At 60.4% G+C, this 19,036-nt stretch carries 13 protein-coding genes and 3 pseudogenes; 8 read left to right on the top strand and 8 right to left on the bottom strand.

Features of this window, described 5'->3' with window-relative positions; genetic code table 11:
• Positions 1-13 precede the first annotated feature (13 nt).
• The 3 genes and pseudogenes from CBP34_RS07210 to CBP34_RS07200 all read left to right on the top strand — a co-directional run.
• Positions 14-3,190, top strand: coding sequence for a CusA/CzcA family heavy metal efflux RND transporter (locus tag CBP34_RS07210; RefSeq protein ID WP_026435747.1), 3,177 nt, complete (start codon positions 14-16; stop codon positions 3,188-3,190).
• A 65-nt stretch (positions 3,191-3,255) separates the two neighbouring features.
• Positions 3,256-3,636: a hypothetical protein gene (locus CBP34_RS07205; protein ID WP_026435748.1), complete on the top strand. Its 381-nt coding sequence runs from the start codon at positions 3,256-3,258 to the stop codon at positions 3,634-3,636.
• A gap of 173 nt (positions 3,637-3,809) precedes the next feature.
• Positions 3,810-4,853: pseudogene (locus CBP34_RS07200) on the top strand (IS256 family transposase); the annotation flags it as partial.
• Between the two features lie 10 nt (positions 4,854-4,863).
• Here the strand turns inward: CBP34_RS07200 and CBP34_RS07195 are convergent.
• Positions 4,864-6,072, bottom strand: a complete 1,209-nt coding sequence (locus CBP34_RS07195) for an IS110 family RNA-guided transposase (RefSeq protein WP_418134720.1) — start codon at positions 6,070-6,072, stop codon at positions 4,864-4,866.
• A gap of 261 nt (positions 6,073-6,333) precedes the next feature.
• Between CBP34_RS07195 and CBP34_RS07190 the strand changes: the two are divergent.
• Positions 6,334-6,540 (top strand): annotated as a pseudogene (locus tag CBP34_RS07190) (transposase); the annotation flags it as partial.
• A gap of 48 nt (positions 6,541-6,588) precedes the next feature.
• Here the strand turns inward: CBP34_RS07190 and cadR are convergent.
• Entirely contained in the window at positions 6,589-7,035 is a 447-nt protein-coding gene (gene cadR, locus CBP34_RS07185; protein ID WP_026435751.1) for a Cd(II)/Pb(II)-responsive transcriptional regulator, read from the bottom strand.
• Between the two features lie 229 nt (positions 7,036-7,264).
• Between cadR and CBP34_RS07180 the strand changes: the two genes are divergently transcribed.
• From CBP34_RS07180 to CBP34_RS07170, 3 genes and pseudogenes are all read left to right on the top strand, one after another.
• Entirely contained in the window at positions 7,265-9,358 is a 2,094-nt protein-coding gene (locus CBP34_RS07180; RefSeq protein ID WP_034711971.1) for a heavy metal translocating P-type ATPase, read from the top strand.
• Positions 9,355-10,434 carry a signal peptidase II gene (gene lspA, locus CBP34_RS07175; RefSeq protein WP_026435753.1) on the top strand — a complete coding sequence of 360 codons (1,080 nt, stop codon included), beginning with the start codon at positions 9,355-9,357 and terminating at the stop codon, positions 10,432-10,434. The genes CBP34_RS07180 and lspA overlap by 4 nt, the downstream gene beginning before the upstream one ends.
• A 251-nt stretch (positions 10,435-10,685) precedes the next feature.
• A pseudogene (locus CBP34_RS07170) lies at positions 10,686-11,792 on the top strand (IS5 family transposase).
• Between the two features lie 438 nt (positions 11,793-12,230).
• Here the strand turns inward: CBP34_RS07170 and CBP34_RS07165 are convergent.
• Positions 12,231-12,581 carry a DUF4148 domain-containing protein gene (locus CBP34_RS07165; RefSeq protein ID WP_026435754.1) on the bottom strand — a complete coding sequence of 117 codons (351 nt, stop codon included), beginning with the start codon at positions 12,579-12,581 and terminating at the stop codon, positions 12,231-12,233.
• Positions 12,582-12,940: 359 nt separating this feature from the next.
• Here CBP34_RS07165 and CBP34_RS07160 point away from each other — a divergent pair, with 359 nt between their 5' ends.
• Positions 12,941-13,981: an IS630 family transposase gene (locus CBP34_RS07160; protein WP_026435755.1), complete on the top strand. Its 1,041-nt coding sequence runs from the start codon at positions 12,941-12,943 to the stop codon at positions 13,979-13,981.
• 576 nt (positions 13,982-14,557) lie between these two features.
• Here the strand turns inward: CBP34_RS07160 and CBP34_RS07155 are convergent.
• The 5 genes from CBP34_RS07155 to CBP34_RS07135 all read right to left on the bottom strand — a co-directional run bounded on the left by CBP34_RS07155 (position 14,558) and on the right by CBP34_RS07135 (position 18,699).
• Positions 14,558-14,899, bottom strand: coding sequence for a copper-binding protein (locus tag CBP34_RS07155; RefSeq protein WP_026435756.1), 342 nt, complete (start codon positions 14,897-14,899; stop codon positions 14,558-14,560).
• 79 nt (positions 14,900-14,978) lie between these two features.
• Entirely contained in the window at positions 14,979-15,476 is a 498-nt protein-coding gene (locus tag CBP34_RS07150) for a cupredoxin domain-containing protein (protein WP_026435757.1), read from the bottom strand.
• 40 nt (positions 15,477-15,516) lie between these two features.
• Positions 15,517-16,929, bottom strand: coding sequence for a multicopper oxidase family protein (locus CBP34_RS07145; protein WP_086914019.1), 1,413 nt, complete (start codon positions 16,927-16,929; stop codon positions 15,517-15,519).
• A gap of 16 nt (positions 16,930-16,945) precedes the next feature.
• A complete protein-coding gene (locus tag CBP34_RS07140) occupies positions 16,946-18,376 on the bottom strand; it encodes a TolC family protein (protein WP_086911994.1) in 1,431 nt (476 codons plus the stop codon).
• Complete coding sequence (locus CBP34_RS07135) at positions 18,373-18,699, bottom strand: hypothetical protein (protein ID WP_094099101.1); 327 nt, start codon at positions 18,697-18,699, stop codon at positions 18,373-18,375. The genes CBP34_RS07140 and CBP34_RS07135 overlap by 4 nt, the downstream gene beginning before the upstream one ends.
• Positions 18,700-19,036 lie beyond the last annotated feature (337 nt).

Below are 19,036 nucleotides of genomic sequence, written 5' to 3'. Positions count from 1 at the left end.
ACGGAGCCCATACATGTTTGAAAAACTCATTCGATTTTCAATCGAACAACGATGGTTGGTGCTACTTGCGGCCCTTGCCATGGCTGCGCTCGGCGTTTTCAGCTATCAAAAGCTGCCCATCGACGCTGTCCCTGACATCACGAACGTACAGGTTCAGATCAACACGCAGGCACCGGGTTACTCGCCGCTGGAGACGGAGCAGCGGGTCACCTACCCTATCGAGACGGTCATGGCCGGCTTGCCGAACCTGGAACAAACCAGGTCGCTTTCACGGTATGGACTGTCGCAGGTAACCGTCATTTTCAAGGACGGTACCGACATCTATTTCGCACGCCAGCTTGTGAACGAGCGTATCCAGGAGGCTCGGGACAAATTGCCTGCAGGCATCACACCGGCCCTGGGGCCCATCTCGACCGGGCTGGGAGAAATCTATCTCTGGACAGTAGAAACAAAAGACGGCGCGAAGAAACCTGATGGGAGTCCCTACACCGCTACGGACCTGCGAGAGATCCAGGATTGGATCATCAAGCCGCAACTGCGAAATGTTCCTGGCGTGACGGAAATCAACTCCATTGGTGGCTTCGCCAAGGAGTATCAGATAGCGCCAATCCCCGAGCGCCTGGCTTCACTAGGCGTGACGCTGCAGGATGTGGTCACCGCTCTGGACCGCAACAACGGAAACGTGGGCGCGGGCTACATCGAAAAGCGCGGTGAACAGTACCTCATTCGAGCACCAGGACAGGTGAAGTCCTTGGAAGACATTGGCGACGTGATCCTTAGTAGTGCCAACGGCGTGCCCGTGCGCATCCGGGACGTGGCTGAAGTGGGTATTGGCCGGGAGCTGCGAACGGGCGCCGCAACGGACAACGGGCGAGAAGTGGTTCTCGGTACCGTGTTCATGCTGATCGGCGAAAACAGCCGGACCGTCTCGCAGGCCGTGAGCAAGAAGATGGTCGAGGTCAACAAGAGCCTTCCCGAAGGAGTCCACGCGGTGACGGTCTACGACCGTACCGTGCTCGTCGACAAGGCCATCAGTACGGTGAAGAAGAACCTGTTAGAAGGTGCCGTTCTCGTGATCGTGATCCTGTTCCTTTTTCTGGGGAACATCCGTGCAGCGATCATCACGGCAATGGTCATCCCCTTGTCGATGCTCTTCACGTTCACAGGCATGGTCCAGTACAAGGTGAGCGCCAACCTGATGAGCCTAGGAGCCCTGGACTTCGGCATCATCATTGACGGTGCTGTCGTGATCGTGGAGAACTGCGTGCGGCGTCTGGCCCATGCGCAGGCGCATCACGGCCGACCGCTGACGCGAGCAGAGCGCTTCCATGAAGTGTTCCTGGCATCCCAGGAGTCGCGCCGTCCCTTGCTGTTCGGACAGCTGATCATCATGGTGGTGTATCTGCCCATCTTCGCGCTCACGGGCGTTGAGGGAAAGATGTTTCACCCGATGGCATTCACCGTTGTCGCCGCCCTGGTGGGCGCGATGATTTTGTCCGTGACGTTCATCCCTGCAGCCGTAGCGCTCTTCATCGGCAATCGGGTTAGCGAAAAGGAGAATTTTCTCCTGGGCCATGCCAAGCGCCTCTATGCGCCCATGCTCGATCGCGTAATGTCCGCCAAAGCGCTCGTTCTCACCATCGCCGCCGTCGCGGTGATCTTGTGTGGAGTGATCGCGACCCGCATGGGCAGCGAGTTTGTTCCCAATCTCAATGAAGGTGACTTTGCAATTCAGGCACTGCGCATTCCGGGCACCAGCCTATCCCAGTCGGTTGCAATGCAGCAGCAGATCGAAAGCACCTTGAAAGCGAAGTTCCCCGAGATCGAACGAATCTTCGCCAGGACCGGAACTGCGGAGATTGCCTCGGACCCCATGCCGCCGAACATCTCAGACGGGTACATCATGCTCAAGCCGATGGACGAATGGCCGGAGCCTCGCAAGACCAGGGACGAACTGCTCGCGGCGATCCAGGAGATCCTTGGGAAAATTCCCGGCAACAACTATGAGTTTTCTCAACCCATTCAGCTGCGCTTCAACGAGCTGATCTCGGGTGTGCGCAGTGACGTGGCAGTAAAAATCTTCGGTGACGACATGGAAGTGTTGAACAAGTCTGCTGAAGAAGTGTCTGCAATGCTGCAGAAGATCCAGGGCTCATCCGAGGTGAAGGTCGAGCAGACGACGGGCCTGCCGATGCTCACTGTGAACATAGACCGGCAGAAGGCCGCGCGCTATGGATTGAACGTTGCTGACATCCAGGACACCGTGGCTACTGCCATTGGCGGGCGCGAGGCCGGCACCATGTTCGAGGGAGACCGTCGATTCGACATTCTTGTTCGCCTCCCTGAGGCCCTGCGCAATGACCTGGAAGGCATGAAGCGGCTGCCCATACCGCTGCCGCGTTCTGCGGAAGCCAGGACGAATTTCATCCCACTGGGTGAAGTCGCCACATTCGAACTTGCGCCCGGCCCCAACCAGGTCAGCCGCGAGAACGGCAAGCGACGTATCGTGGTGAGCACCAACGTGCGGGGACGCGATGTGGGTTCCTTTGTAGCGGAGGCCGAGCAAGGCTTGGCTCAGATCAAGATTCCTACGGGCTACTGGACGAGCTGGGGCGGAACCTTTGAGAACCTGCAATCGGCCACTAAGCGCCTGCAGATCGTTGTGCCAGTGTCCCTGCTGCTGGTCTTTGTACTGCTGTTCGCGATGTTCGGAAACGCCAAGGACGGATTGCTGGTCTTCACCGGCATCCCATTCGCTTTGACGGGGGGCATCCTGGCGCTTTGGCTTCGCGACATTCCGATGTCCATCTCAGCTGCCGTTGGGTTCATCGCGCTTTCAGGGGTCGCCGTGCTCAACGGGCTGGTGATGATTTCCTACATTCGCAGCTTGAGGGAAGAAGGTGTTGGGCTTGACGATGCAATCCGCGAAGGCGCTCTGACACGATTGCGCCCCGTTCTCATGACGGCGCTCGTGGCCTCCCTGGGCTTCATTCCCATGGCAATCGCTACTGGCACCGGCGCTGAAGTCCAGCGTCCTTTGGCAACCGTCGTGATCGGTGGAATTCTTTCTTCCACACTGCTCACGTTGCTCGTTCTGCCGATTCTTTACCGTCTGGCCCACAGGCCCGATGAGGAAGAGGAGGATGTTTCGGCCGAACCTTCTCACCCGGTCGCTTCCACTCCCGTGTAGCTGTAGAAGGTCCCGCTGATCGCGGGACCTTTCCTTCCCTGAAACCTCTTTCCAAAGGTAATCCCATGAAACTCTCCCAACTCATTCTCACCCTGGCGGTGTCGATCTCGGGCATGGCCTTCGCGGCTGACAATCATGGTCACGATGCAAAGCCCATGCACGGAGGCGCTGTTGCTGAAGCAAAGGATGTCGAATACGAATTTGTCGCCACAGCGGACAAGTTGCAGCTCTATATGCGCGACCACGGCAAGCCCGTTGCCGTCGCGGGGATGACCGCAAAGGTCACGCTTTTGTCTGGTAGCGACAAGCAGGACATCCAACTTCAGGCTGGTGACGGCAAACTGGAAAGCTCGGGCAGTTTCAAAGTCCCAGCGGGTACCAAAGCTGTTATCGCAGTCTCAAAGGCGGGTAACTCCGTTGCGTCTGTCCGCTTCATCCTGAAGTAGCGCAAAGGAGGCCCGGACTCGCTGCTGCGGGGTGGGCAACGAGCAGGCGTGAGCCGGAACTCCCCAAAATGCTCCGCTCGAGACGCGCCCATGGAGCTCACCTCGAGGGTGTGCAAAATTTTGTGTAAACGGACAATCCACTGCCGGCGCAAGCCGGCCTGTCCGTAAGCACCATGAGCACCAAGAAACACGACGTACCCAAAGAACTGCTGTCTGGCCTGCTGGCCAACTACAAGAAGCCCGAAGACCTCATCGGCGAGAACGGCCTGCTCAAGCAGCTGACCAAGCTGCTGGTGGAGAAGGCGCTGGACGCCGAACTGACCGAGCACCTGGGCCACGACCGGCATGAAACGGTGGCCAACGAAGCTGGCAACACCCGCAACGGCAAGAGCAGGAAGACCCTCAAGGGCGATTTCGGCGAATTGCCCATCGAGGTGCCCCGCGACCGCCATGGCAGCTTCGAGCCCCAGCTCATCCCCAAGCACCAGACCCGCTGGAACGGCTTCGACGACAAAATCATCTCGCTGTACGCCCGCGGCATGACGGTGCGCGAGATTCAAAGCCACCTGCAGGAGATGTACGGCGCTGAAGTCTCGCCCAGCCTGATTTCATCGGCGACGGACGCTGTCAGCGAGGAGGTCAAGGCCTGGCAGTCCCGTCCGCTGGACGCCATCTACCCCATTGTTTACATGGACTGCATCCACGTGAAGGTGCGCGAAGGGGCGGTGCGGGTCAAGGCGGTGTACCTGGCCATCGGCATCACCATGGAAGGCAACAAGGAGGTGCTGGGCCTGTGGCTGGCCCAGACCGAGGGCGCCAAGTTCTGGCTGCAGGTCGTGACGGAACTGCGCAACCGGGGCGTGCAGGACATCTTCATTGCCTGCGTTGACGGGCTCAAGGGCTTCCCCGAAGCCATCGAGGCCGTGTTCCCCAAGGCGGTGGTGCAGCTGTGCATCGTGCACATGGTGCGCCACAGCCTGAACTACGTGTCGTGGAAACGCAGGAAAGAGGTGGCCGCTGACCTGCGCTGCATTTACGCCGCCGCCACCCTGGAGGAGGCCGAACTGATGCTCGGGGAGTTTGAAGAAAAATGGGACCAGGAGTACCTGCCCATTGGCCAGTCCTGGCGCAGGAACTGGGCTCGGCTGACCCCGTTCTTTGATTACCCGCCCGACATCCGCAAGGTCATCTACACCACGGATGAAATTGACAACCTTTTTGGAGAAGTCATCTTCCCAACGGGGTCAAAGGGGGTGGCGAAGACTTGTTTCTGGGTTGCCAGTTGGCGACGAAGCGCGTGTAGGCTTGCTCGGCGAGCTGCGCTGCAGCGTGTTCGCGTTCACGTATTTCCTTGCCGTTGTAGTCGGCCGCCGGGCCGCGATGCCCTTTCTTGACTGGCAGCCCGGCACGCAGCTCAAGTTCACGACGCTTCCTGGCTGCCAGCGCTGGACGGGTCCACGCAAAGTCCTCCTGCCCGGTGAGCACATGCCAGGCGATCACCGCCAGTTTGCGCGCTGTTGCGACAGCGGCGATTTGCTGGCCACGCCTGCCCCGGATTCGAAGGAAGAACGCGCGCAGCGGGCCAGGCGCGTTGGCGGCCGACCATGCGGCTTCCACCAGCATCGCGCGGGCGTGGGCGCGCCCGACCTTGCTGATGTGTCCGTGCTGGGCCGGCTGCAAGCCAGACTGGCGCACCCGCGGGTTGAGCCCGAAGTAGCTCACCAGCTTGGCGGCGCTTGCAAAGCGGCCGATGTCGCCAATCGCAGCCAGCAGGCCGATGGCCACAATACAGTTCACACCCGTGATGGTCAGCAGCCGTTTGACTTGCTCCTCTTGCAAAACGGATTTGCACAGCAGGTTCTCGATCGCTGCCAGGTCCTCCTGCAGCCGATCGAGTTCACGCAGGCGCTGCTCCACAGCCAGGCGTTCATCCATCGGAAGCGGCTGCTGGCCAAGCCAGGCGCGGCCTTTGTTGCCGAACAGGTCGGTTGCGGGACAATGGGGAATCAGGTGAGAAGCCAGCACGCCATGAATCTCATTCTTCAGCCGTGTCCGGTGCCTGACGATTTGCGAGCGGCGCGCCACCTGACGGCGCAGCGTCAGCGTTCGCTCGTCGGGCATCCACACCTGCGGCAAAAAGCCGCTGGCGTACAACTGCGCCAGGATCGCCGCGTCGATCTTGTCCGTCTTGACCCGGGCTTCTGCGATCAGCCGGACCTGCAGCGGATTGGCGATCACCACTTTGGCCACGTGCGGCTTCAGAGCCGTCACGATGGCAGCCGTATTGCCGGTGGCTTCAAGAACCACTTCGTCGCTGGCCCGCAAGCTCTGTGCGAAGCGCTCGAGCTCGGCGTGTTGCAGCACCACTCGCCCGCCAGGGCGCAGCAGGCCATTCTCCAGGTAGGCAATCTCGCCAAAGGTGCGCGAGACGTCCAGTCCAATCACTCTCATGGTCAACCTCCTTGCGTGGGTTGGAACACCTCACCATGGAAGCTGTGGGCAGCACGACAACTACGGATTCGCGCGCGCAGCGCAACCGGGCGGGTCGCAGGGGCGGCCAGCTACTAACTCGAGCTCTCGGCTCATCGTATAAAACGGCCTGCCCACGTTTCATGCTTCCCGGTGCCCCTGTCCCGGATGGGCTCACCATATGCTGGAATCGGCGGGGACGCTGGGGCGCCAAAGCGCATCATGCCGGTTACCAATGCCATCGAGTCGGTGAACATGGGGCTGAGGAAGCTGACCAAAAACCGAGGCTCATTCCCCAGCGATGAGGCGCTGACCAAGCTGTTCTACCTGGCCCTGCGCAACATCAGTCAGAAGTGGACCATGCCCATCCGCGATTGGAAGGCTGCGCTGACGCGCTTTACCATTCAGTTTGGAGACCGCTTCTCCGTTAATTGAAGTCCGAACCGTTTACACAAAATTCCGGACACGCCCCTCACCTCGTTTTTAGAGTCCACGCCCCCGTCCGAGCAACTCAGGCGCCCCCGACTGGCCAATTCGAGATTGCTGCGTCAACTCGTTGAGAATTCCACATTCACTGACAACGTGCCCCGCTTGGCAGCGTTGCTGAAGCGATCTGAGTTGGATTTCCAGCAGGTGCAACTCCTTGACGCGCGCGGCCACATGGCCAAGATGTGCGTCAATCAGAGCATTCACCGCAGAGCAGTTCTCGGTGGGGGCGTCCAGGAAACGCAGCAGCACCCGGATCTCGTCCAGCGTCATGTCCAAGGCACGGCAATGGCGAATGAACAAGAGACGATCCAGATGCGTCTGATCGTAGATGCGGTAGTTCCCCGCCGTGCGCTTCGGCTCCGCCAAGAGCCCTTCGCGCTCGTAGAAGCGGATCGTCTCGACCTGCGTACGCGCGACTTCCGACAACTGACCAATCTTCATGACAACTTCCGTGGGTGGGCCGAGAACAAGAATTTCATTGTAGGCACTTGACTCTGAAGCAGGTACAGGGTTTCAAATGCCCTCCATGAACACTATTGCCAAGCCCACATCTGAAATCGCATCGTGCGGCGGATCTGTCTGTTCACATTGCGCTAGCGATGTGACCATGGCTGCACCGGTTCCACCTGCGGCGCAAGCGGCTGGGATTACGACTTTTCGGATCGCGACCATGGACTGCGCCTCCGAGGAGGGTGAGATCCGCCGGGCCCTTGAGCCCTTGGCGGGCATCCGCCGCCTGAGCTTCCAACTTGGCGCCCGCACCCTGACTATCGACGCCAATCCGAAAGACTTGCCTCAAGCGCTGGAAGCGATCCGCAAGGCCGGTTTCGATCCCAAGCCTTTGACCCCGACGGCTGAGCACGGGGATGCAGGCGAAGGCGCTCATGACCACGATCATGGTTTCGAAGTGGGCATTGGGCGGATGGGCGCTGCGCTGGGGATGGCCATCGCAGCGGAAGCTGTGTCTTTCTTCGCGCCGGATCTACTGATCTGGAAACTGGCCGGCATGGCCGTCGCAGCTATCGCGATTTGGTTGGCTGGGCTGGATACTTACACCAAGGGTCTCAAGGCGTTGCGCCAGGGCCGGCTCAACATCAACGCGCTGATGACCGTGGCTGTCACCGGTGCTTTCGTGATCGGGCAATGGCCGGAAGCGGCAATGGTGATGGCGCTATACGCCATCGCGGAGCTGATTGAAGCGCGTGCGGTGGATCGGGCACGTAACGCCATCAAGGGCCTGATGGCGCTTGCACCGACTGAAGCCGAGGTGAAGCAGCCCGACGGCAGTTGGCAGGCCCAGGCCTCGAAGTCGATTGCGATCGACGCCACCGTACGCATCAAACCGGGCGAGCGGGTGCCCCTGGATGGCTTGGTGACATCAGGCAACAGTGCCGTGGACCAAGCCAGCGTCACTGGCGAGAGCATTCCCGTTGACAAGGCCGTGGGTGACCCGGTGTTCGCTGGCACCATCAACCAGACTGGTGCGTTGGAGATCCGCGTGACCGCCGCAGCGAACGACTCGACGCTGGCTCGCATCATCCACGCGGTGGAGCAGGCTCAAGGGATCCGTGCCCCAACGCAGCGCTTTGTCGACCGTTTCGCGGCAATCTATACGCCGGCCGTGTTCGGGATTGCGTTGGCCGTGGCGGTGCTGATGCCTTTGCTGGCCGATCTGACCTGGATGCAGGCGGCTTACAAGGCCCTGGTGCTGCTGGTCATTGCCTGCCCGTGCGCCTTGGTGATTTCGACGCCGGTCACGGTGGTCAGTGGGCTTGCCGCCGCCGTGCGCAAAGGCATCTTGATCAAGGGCGGCATCTATCTGGAGCAAGCCCGGCAGATCAAGGCCGTGGCGCTGGACAAGACCGGCACGATCACGCAAGGCAAGCCGCGTCTGGTGCACTGGGAAGCCCTGCCTTGGTCCGCCGGGGATCTCGACCCTGCGGTAGTCGGCGCAAGCTTGGCAGCACGCTCCGACCATCCGGTATCGAAAGCCATAGCGGAATCGCTGGCTGGCGAGCGGCTGGATGTGGAAGCCTTCGAGGCCTTGGTCGGCAAAGGCGTGCAAGGCAGCCTGCAAGGCCAGCGCTTCGTGCTGGGCAACCACCGCCTGATTCATGACCAGGGCCTGTGCAGCGCCGAACTCGAAGCCAAGTTGGCAGAGCATGAGGCTCTCGGTCGCACGATCACGCTGCTCGCCGCCGAAGACCGGGTGCTGGCATTGTTCGCCGTGGCGGATACCTTGAAGGACTCTTCAACCCAAGCGGTTGCTGAACTCAACGCGATGGGCGTCAAAACCGTCATGTTGACCGGCGACAACCCTGCCACGGCGCGTGCCATCGCAGCTCAGGCCGGTATTGCCGACGCCCGAGGCGACCTGCTGCCACAGGACAAACAAGCCGCCATCGGCGAATTGCAGCGCGCGCATGGCATGACCGCCATGGTGGGCGACGGCATCAACGACGCGCCGTCATTGGCGCAGGCCGACATCGGATTTGCGATGGGCGGCGCTGGCACCGACATCGCCATGGAGGCGGCCGATGTCATCATCATGAATGACGATCTGCGGCGTCTGGCGAGCACCATCCGTCTCTCGCGCAAGACCCATGCGGTGCTGTGGCAGAACATTGCGCTGGCCTTGGGCATCAAGGCAGTGTTCCTGGTGTTGGCCGTATTCGGCAGCGCGACGATGTGGATGGCGGTGTTTGCCGACATGGGGGCCAGTCTACTGGTGGTCGGCAACGGCTTGAGGCTCCTGCGCCGATGAGCTGGAAGTCCGTTCTCTATGATTGGGGTGGCTTGAATGGCGCCTTGTTTCAGTTCATCAACGAGGCCACGCCGCCGATTTTGATGCCACTGGCCTGGCTCTTCAGCAACGTCCTGGGCAACTACTGGACTGCGCCTTTGGTCCTGCTCACACTGTGGGCATGGTCAAGATCAACGGTGGTGACGGGGCGCGCCTTGGCGATTCGGCGGCAGCTTCTTCAATTCGTGATCAGCTTCGGCATCGCATTTGCGATCACCTCCATCTTGAAGCTCTGGCTCGATTTTCCGCGACCGGCGGCGGTATTTGGTCAGTTGGATCACGTGCTTGGCACGGTGGAGGCGCACTATAGCCTACCGAGCGGTCACTCCACCTACGCCGCACTTGTTGTCGGGGCGTTGTGGCCGCTGGCCGGTGTTCGCCAGCGAATGGTATTAGTTGCTTATGTCGTTCTGGTCGGCTGGTCGCGCATTGCAGCGGGCATGCACTTTCCGGCTGATGTGTTGGCCGGCTGGGGGATTGCCTCCGGTAGCCTGGTGTTTGCTGGCTCGCTGCTGACGATGCTGCCGGTTGCAGGGAGGTTGACGGTTCTTCGAGCGGCCGGCATCTGGTATGGCTTGGCTGCCGCAGTGCTACTCGGCGATCAATTCGCAAAGGCCGTCGTCTCGCTCCTTTACGGTTATGGCGACCAAGTCGCTGTAACCTCCTTCTTCAATCTCGTCCATTTCAGGAATAACGGTGCCGCTTTCAGCCTGCTGGCTGGTGCAGGCGACTGGGCGCGCTTCGGATTTGCCGCGCTAGCGCTGGGAGTCTCGCTCTGGCTGATCCGCCTGTTGCGTCAGGGCGTGTCGAAATGGGAAGGCGTTGGTTATTGCCTAATCTTAGGTGGGGCGCTGGGTAATGCAGTGGACCGACTGTTGCGAGGGGCTGTAGTCGACTTCCTGGATTTCCATTGGCAGGGAGCGCATTGGCCGGCTTTCAATTTGGCTGACGTTGCGATCGCATTTGGCGCGGCCTGCTTACTTGCTGCTGCGATGCATCAAGGCAAGGCTGTTGCGTCAGACTCTGGACATCAATGAGAGTTGGATTTTTCGGCGGAAATGGTTGTATCGGCGAAAAAAGGGATCGCGGCACGCATGTGTCTGTCTGAATTGATGCAATCGAGGTGATCTATAAATGACGCATCACCCTTGGTAAATGCTTAACAGAAATACTCCCCGCCGCGCCCAGCTCTTAACAGGCTGCTGAAATACTCCCCGCCGTCACCTCCCGGTTGACGCCTTGCCAGGACAATCGAGGCAAACCAACCGACCATACAGACAAGCCAGACATGCGCGGAGCCGACACCTTCACCGAGAGCCTGTTCACGATGCGCCACCTCGATGACTTCGTGCCCTCTGATCACCCCCTGCGGGTGATCCGCATCATGGTCAACAAGGCCCTGGCGAACATGGACGAGCTGTTTGCTCAGATGTATGCGGCCGACATCAAAGGCGGGCGCCCCAGCATTGCCCCCGAGAAGCTGCTGCGCGCCATGCTCATTCAGGTGCTCTACAGCGTGCGCTCGGAGCGCCAGCTCATGGAGCAGACCCAATAAAACCTTCTGTTTCGCTGGTTCATTGGCCTGGCCATGGACGATGCCGTTTGGGTGCCCACCGTCTTCAGCAAGAACCGCGAACGCCTGATCGAGCACGATGCGGTCATCGAGTTCTTCAATCAGATCGTGCAACAAGCCCAGGAGCAGGAACTGCTCTCGGGCGAGCACTTCAGCGTGGACGGCACCCTGATCCAGGCCTGGGCGGGCCACAAGAGCTTTGTGCGCAAAGACCGCAAGGACGATGACGGCACCGACGCGGGCAACTTCAAAGACCAAAAGCGCAGCAATGACACCCATGAATCCACTACGGATGGGGATGCGCGGCCGTACCGCAAGGGCAAGACCGCCAGCGAACTGCGCTTCATGGGCCACACGCTCACCGACAACCGCCACGGGCTGGTGGTCAGTGCTGTGGTCACCCAGGCCGATGGCTATGCAGAGCGCGAAGCGGCCAAGGTCATGATCAACGATGCGCGCCAAGCACTACCGGGCGATGAGTCCATCACGATCACGCTGGGCGCGGACAAGGGCTACGACGCCAAGGAATTCATTGAAGCCCTGCAAGAGATGAACGTACTGCCCCACGTAGCGCAGAACAAAACGGGGCGCCAATCTGCGGTATCTGACAGGATCGCAGGCAGCGAAGGCTATGCCATCTCGCAGCAAAAGAGAAAGCTGATCGAACAGGGCTTTGGCTGGGCCAAGACGGTGGGGCATATGCGCCAAGTGCTGGTGCGCGGGATCAAGAAAGTTGACCAGATGTTTGTGCTGACGATGGCTGGCTACAACCTCACGCGACTGCGCAGCTTGGGGCAAATCCGTCTGCAGGGGCAGATGTGAAGGGAAAAGGATCAGAAAACCGTGCTTTGCGGCTGAAAACACGCGTGTTTGCGGGCTGACTTCCAGCATACGGAAAGCTTCTGCGAAAAATGTGGCTGCAGCCGATGAGCAGGTTCGACCGCAGGGGAGTATTTCAGCAGCCTGTTAAGAAACTTAAAAAATATCTTTAAAAATCAACGTACTAAAAATCACGTTTCTTCGGCTCGGAGTCCGGATGCGCGGCCGGTTGGATCGCTAACGTCTTGCCAGGACAATCGAGGCAATCTAACCGACCAGATAGACACGCGCGGCGCCGACAATTTTACCGAAAGCCGAGGAGCATTGGCCTGCGATCATTTTGGAATGAACTGTTTAGACTAGATTTCTATCAGTCAGCCCGACGCCAACAATCCCACAGAATGTATTCCAAGCAATTTTCCGCATCCCAAACGTGGGCAATCAACCCGGGGAGTAGAGACGCAGACGCGCGTCGCGCTCTTCAGGGGACTCGCTCCGCAATTCGTTGATTACTTGCTCACGCGTCTTGCCTGGACCTGCCGCATCAGGTGTGCGAAGCGGGAAGTTGCTTTGGCCGTAAGAAAGGCGTCCTTGCTGCATAGCTGCCTTGGTTTCTGCGATGACTTGCTCTCGCGTCTTCTCGCTCTTGAAATGTTCCGGGTGAACGATGAAGCCCTTTTCGTTGTTGGCGGGATGCTCGTACGCTGCCGAAGCAATCCCTGGAAGGCCCAAGGTAACCACTGCGGCCGCGGCGGCAATCATGGAAGAAAGGGAGAGGCGTTGTTGGATCATGGTTGAAGCTCCTAGCGATGGTGAATAAAACTTGCATCTCTCATGCCTTGCTTGGGCGTTGAGGAGATGTGTTGATCGTAGAGAGCGCACCCCAACAGAATCTAGACAGCCCGATGACATTTTTATCAGGGAGCGGCGCGAACTGGGCGGAGCCCCACAGTCCCGGCCGACCTCCGCGTATGGATGAGCCCATCCGGGACGGGAGCACCTGGCAGCACGTAGCGTGGGCAGGCCGATTTATTCAATGAGCCGATAGCTCGAGTTATTGCTCCGGCCTCATGATGTTTGCACTTTCGCCAGTGCTATTGATCCGGCCTCATAAAGATTGAATTTCTGGGTGTTTGTTTTCTCCAACCTCCATGGACAAAGAAGACGCGCGTTACCAGACACTGGAGCAGTTGCACGAGCGGCGAAAGCAAGTCGTGCGGCTGCACAAACGAGGCATCAAAGTCATGCAGTTGGTGCAGATGACGGGCTTGAGCTACCCGGCAGTGCGCCGGGTGCTGGACCTGTTTGAGCAAGGCGGCTGGGCTGGCATCAAACCCGCAGGCCGTGGGCGAGCCAAAGGGGATGCCCGATTGCTCACACCGCAGCAGGAAGCCCACATTCAAAAGACCATCTCTGACAAGCGTCCCGAGCAGTTGAAGATAGATTTCTTCCTGTGGAGTCGCGCTGCTGTCATGCAACTCATCGAGCAGGAATGCGGCTTGAAGCTGGGCGTGCGCACTGTGGGAAAATACCTGGCGCGCTGGGGCTTTACCCCACAAAAGCCCATCAAGAAGGCATACGAGCAGCGACCCGAGGCGGTCAAGGCCTGGCTGGATGAGCACTACCCGGCCATCGAGGCAAAGGCCAGCGCAGAGGGTGGCGAAATTCACTGGGGCGATGAAACCGCACTGGTCAACACCGATGTGCGCGGCTGGAGCTATGCACCAGCGGGTGAAAAACCCGTGGCTTACACCGTGGGCAGCACACGTCAGAAGTTGTCCATGATCGCCACCGTGACCAACCGGGGCAAGGCGCGCTGGATGATCATTGACGAGGCCTTCAACAGCGAGCGGCTGATCGAGTTCCTGCAAGCGCTGATCAAGGACGCGGGCAAGAAGGTGTTTCTGATTATGGACAACCTGCGCGTCCACCACAGTAAACCAGTGAAGGCCTGGTTGGCACAGAGAACCCAACAAATCGAAGTGTTCTACCTGCCCAGCTACAGCCCCGAGCTCAACCCGGAAGAACGGCTCAACGCCGACCTCAAGCAGGCCATAGGCAAGCGGGTGCCCGTCAGAACCAAGGCCAAGTTGCGCGATGCAGCCAACGAGCATATGGCGATGTTGGAGAAGTCACCCGAGCGGGTGATGAGCTACTTTCAGGACCCCAGGGTCAAATATGCCGCAGGTTGAGACTTCATGGGGCCGAAGCAATAAGGCTGCGCCCTCGACAAGCTCAGTGTGAGCGTTCATACACAAAAGGGCCGGATCAATAGTAGCTGGCCGCCCCTGCGGGCCGCCGGGTTTCGCTGCGCGCGCGATTCCGTAGTTGTCGTGTTGCCCACAAGCTCCCACGGTGACGTGTTCAACCCACAGAAAGGAGCTTTGACAATGAGAGTGATCGGACTGAATGTCTCGCGAACCTTTGGCGAGATTGCCTATCTGAAGGACGACCACTTGCGAGCCGGCGGCCGAGTCATGCTTCAGCACGACGCGCTGCAAAAGTCTGCTCAAGGCTTGCAAGCCTACGACGAAGTAGTGCTCGAAGCCGCAGGAAACACCACCTCGATCGTGACAGCGCTCAAACCGCACGTCGCCAAGGTTGGTCCTTGTGCTCGTCGGAGCCGTGCGCCAGCACGCCCATGGAGGCGGCGGCGACACAGAGGCCGATCAGGGTATGGCGAATGTGAACCATGATGCCTCCTCCTTGTGGTGGAGGGGCTGACTAGGTCTGCCGCGCCCCACGAGATGGCGCGGTTGTGAATTTGCTCAGCGCACGGACTGGATATCGGTGACGATCATCTTCCCGCCTTCCTGGACGACCATGAATTGCACCTTGTCGCCGGGCTTGAGGTTGGTGAGCTGCCCCTTGTCGCGGACGGTGAAGACCATGGTCATTCCGGGCATGTCCAGGTTCTTGATGTCCCCATGCTTGAGGGTGATCTTGCCGTTGTCCGGATCGACCTTCTTGACCTCGCCGTCGGTCATGGATGCGGGTGCGGGCGCCGCAGTCTGGCCTGAATTGGGACTGACCTGGGCATGGCCCGCCATCGGCAGGGCAACGCCCATGGCCAGGGCGGAAATGGTGAGCAGACGTTGGATGGTGTTCATGGTGACCTCTGGGTAAATGGATGGATCTATGGGCTGGCCCGGCCATGGCCGGGCCAGCTGTGGTGTGCGTTTCAGGCCATCATTTGCGGCCCACCTTGATGGCGCCCTTCATGCCGGCCTCATAGTGGCCAGGCATCAGGCAGGCGAAGTTCACGGCTCCCGCCTTGGTGAACTGCCAGACGATGTCGCCTTGCTTGCCCGGCCCCAAGGTGATCTTGCTGGGCTCGTCGTGCTCCATGTCGGGGAATTTCTTCATCTGCTCCAGGTGCTCCAGCAATTCCTTCTCGGTGCCCAGGCTGAGTTCGTGCTTGACCTGTCCTGTGTTCTTGACGATGAAGCGCACGGTCTCGCCTTGTTTGACCTGAATGTTCGACGGCGTGTACCGCATGTTGTCGCTCATTTCGATGGTGATGGTGCGACTGGCTTTGGCGGCGACGCCGGGCTTGCCAACGGCCGTCTCGCCACCCTCATCATGGCCGTGGCCGCCCGCATGGTTGCCGCTGGCGAAGGCTGCCCCCGATGCGGCCAACGCGATCATGGCGAAGAGTTGAGAAACAGTGGATCGCGTGAATTTCATGGGTAGTTTCCAGTTGAATATTGAAGATTGCAGGGAAAACTCAATGCTCGCCATGCGAAGTGGGCTTGCGCACCTTGACTTCGGTCGGCGTTGCTGGCTTGCGAGCGCGCGGCATGGACTGGCCGCCCTCGGCGCTGAAGCGCGCGGGCTCGGCCATGGGGCCGGTGTACTCATGCGCCACCGTGCCTGCGGGATGCTTGTACCAGCCCGGATCCTTGTAGTCGCCCGGCTTCTGGTCGCGGCGTACCTTGAGCACGCTGAACATGCCACCCATCTCCACCGAGCCGAACGGCCCCTGGCCGGTCATCATCGGGATGGTGTTGTCGGGAATCGGCATTTCCATCTCCGTCATGTCGGCCATGCCGCGCTCGCCCATGACCATGTAGTCGGGGATGAGCTTGTTGACTTTCTTGGCAAGGCCGCTGTGATCCACGCCAATCATGGTGGGAATGTCGTGCCCCATGGCGTTCATGGTGTGGTGGCTCTTGTGGCAGTGGAAAGCCCAGTCGCCCTCCTCGTCGGCGACGAACTCGATTTGGCGCATCTGCCCCACGGCCACGTCGGTGGTTACTTCATGCCAGCGCGTGCTTTTGGGCGTGGGGCCGCCATCGGTGCCCGTGACCACGAATTCGTGGCCATGCACGTGCATCGGGTGATTGGTCATGGTGAGGTTGCCCATGCGGATGCGCACCTTGTCGTTGAGACGCACGTTCAGAGAGTCGATGCCAGGAAAGACACGGCTATTCCAGGTCCACAGGTTGAAGTTCGTCATCTCCGCGACCTTGGGTGTAGCCGCGCCGGGCTCAATGTCATAGGCACTGAGCAGGAAGCAAAAGTCCCGTTGCACCTCGTCGATCAGCGGGTGCCTAGCTTTCGGGTGCGTGACCCAGAAACCCATCATGCCCATGGCCATTTGCACCATCTCGTCGCCGTGCGGGTGGTACATGAAGGTGCCCGGGCGGCGCGCCACGAACTCGTAGACAAAGGTTTTGCCCGACGGAATCGCCGGCTGCGTCAGACCGGTCACGCCATCCATGCCGCTGGGCAGGCGCTGGCCGTGCCAGTGAACACTGGTGTGCTCGGGCAGCCTATTGGTCACGAAGATGCGCACACGGTCGCCCTCGACGACCTCGATGGTCGGGCCGGGGCTCTGTCCGTTGTAGCCCCACAGGTGGGCCTTCATCCCTGGTGCCACTTCGCGCACCACCGGTTCGGCGACCAGGTGGAACTCCTTGATGCCCTGATTCATGCGCCAGGGCAGCGTCCAGCCGTTGAGCGTCACCACTGGGTTGTACGGCCGTCCCGAATTGGGCATCAGCGGGGCCATGGTGTTCGGGCTGGTCTGAATGACGGGCTCAGGCAGGGCCGCCATGGCGACACGGCTGACCGCGCCGGCCGCAACGGCGCCGCCAGCAATACCGGCGACCTTGAAAAAATCTCTTCTGGATGTCATGGCAATCGTCTCTGCATCAGTGACCGGCACCCGCGTCGCTGGGGGCGCTGGTGGTGACCGACAAGGTGGTGTTGGTGGGGCGTCCGATTACGGCTGCCTGCAATGCGGCATCGGCCAGCCAGAATTGCTGCTGCGAGTCCAGGGCCGCCGTGACGGCACCGACCTGGTCGCGCGCATCGGCCAGCAGTTCGAACGCGCTGATCAGCATGCCGTTGTAGCGAAGCTGGTTCTCCTCCGCGATCACCTTACGCACCGGAACCACTTCGTCGCGGTAGTGCCGCGCCACGTCGTAGGCCGTTCGATAGGCCGAATAGCTTTCGCGCAGGCTGGAGCCCGCGGAACGCACCGTGCCTTCAAGCTGGTTGGCGGCCGCCAGCGTTCGAGCGTTCATCGCATCGCGTTGCATTCCGCCCCAGTCAAAGATGGGCAGGCGTACCGCGACTTCCCAGCCGCGCGCGGTAGAGCGGGTGCCCTCGGCATTGTCGAAGGTGGTATTGCGGCGCCCAGTGAGTTCGATATCGGTGAAGCTGGTCACCATGTTCAAGCCCTGGGCCTTGGCAGCGCCATCCAGCGCAGCCTGCGCCAGACGGATGTCCAGCCGCGCCTTGGTCGCCAGCGAGCCAACCGCCTGCGGATCCAGTGCTTGCTTGGGGAGATCGGGTAGACGTTCGGGAAGCTTCAGCGCTTGCGCTTGGCTTTCATCGAGCCCCAGCAAACGTACCAGTTCTTCCCGGCTGGCCGTGACCTGGTGCTGGGCCGTGCTCAGTCGGGTGGCGGCATCGGCATAAAAAGCCTGCTCGCGTGCGCGGGTAATGCGGTTGAAGTTGCCCACGCCCTGCATGCGCCGGGCCAATTCGGCGCCCGCTTCGGCGCTGTCATAGACCTGCTTGGCATACTGGAGCGCCTGCTGCGCGGCCACGGCCCGTACCCAAGCCTGGCGCACCCCGGTGACCTGGTCCACCACGCTGCCGGTCAGGCGCAATTGAGATTGCTCGATACGCCGGGTGGCGACACCGTACCGGGTCGGCAGGGTCAGCAGATCCAACAGGCCAAAGGACAGCGCACGCCCCAAGTCCAGCTCAGTGCCGGCCGTCATGCGCTCAAAACTGAAGATGGGGTTGGCAATCCGCCCCACCTGCGCGGCATCGGCAGACTCCGCCCAGCCTTGCGCCAGCAGGGCCTGCAAAGACGGGCTGTTAACCAAAGCCAACTGAACGGTTTCTTTCTGACCCAGAGGCTGCGCAAGCAAGGCTTGAGCGGCCTGCGCCCGCTGGTCGCTTTCCTCCTGGGTACGAGCCAAGGCGAGTTTGCCTTCGGTAAAGCTGCCCGCTTCGACGTTGACACGATTGATGTTCTGATCCAGGCTGACGCTGGCACAGCCGGTCAGCACCGCCAGTCCGAGTGCAGATAGAGCGAGTTTGGCGTGAGTGGCACGCAAACGCATCATGGTTTTTCTCCCCCGTGATGGCCAGAATGCGGGTCGGTGACGGGAGCAGCGTCCTTGGCGGACCCGGGCTGGCCCGACTTGATTTCCTTCGCATAGGCGCGCCAGCCGCCGATTTCACCCACCTTGTCGTTCGCCGCCTTCCAGGGCTGGACGGACTGCTCCTTGTAGGCCTCGTAACCCGAGAGGGCTGATCGGTACGAGAGCAGGTAGCCCACCTTCGCGGTTTCGCCCTCTGACATCTGTGCAAATGCCAGGGACGGCACCATTAGTGCGGCGCCCAGCCAGAGGCTTGAGGTAGGTCGTGAAAGCCAGAGATTGTTCATGGATTTGTGATGCATTTTTGACTTTTGTCATTGTGCAAACGACTAGCTGTCAAAAGCATAACGGCTTCATTACATCTTTGTCATGATCGAGAGGGGTGAGGGGTAACCCCTCACCCCTCTTACACCACCGTACGTGCGGTTCCGCCTACGGCGGTTCAAGTGAAACGCTGGAGGTGTTGGTGGATGGTCAACTACCGATACAAGCCCCACGCCTGTGAAGTATTTGGGCGGCAGTGCGGCGACCATGTGCCTGGCCCGGGGTTCCACCAGGGGCCGCGCCAGTTGACGCTGGAGCGCCGTGCGCGCAGGGCATCAAGCCCGTAGCGTCGCATCTGCG

The sequence above is a fragment of the Acidovorax carolinensis genome (assembly GCF_002157145.1).
Lineage (GTDB): Bacteria > Pseudomonadota > Gammaproteobacteria > Burkholderiales > Burkholderiaceae_C > Acidovorax > Acidovorax carolinensis.
This window is presented reverse-complemented; position numbering and strand designations above follow the sequence as displayed.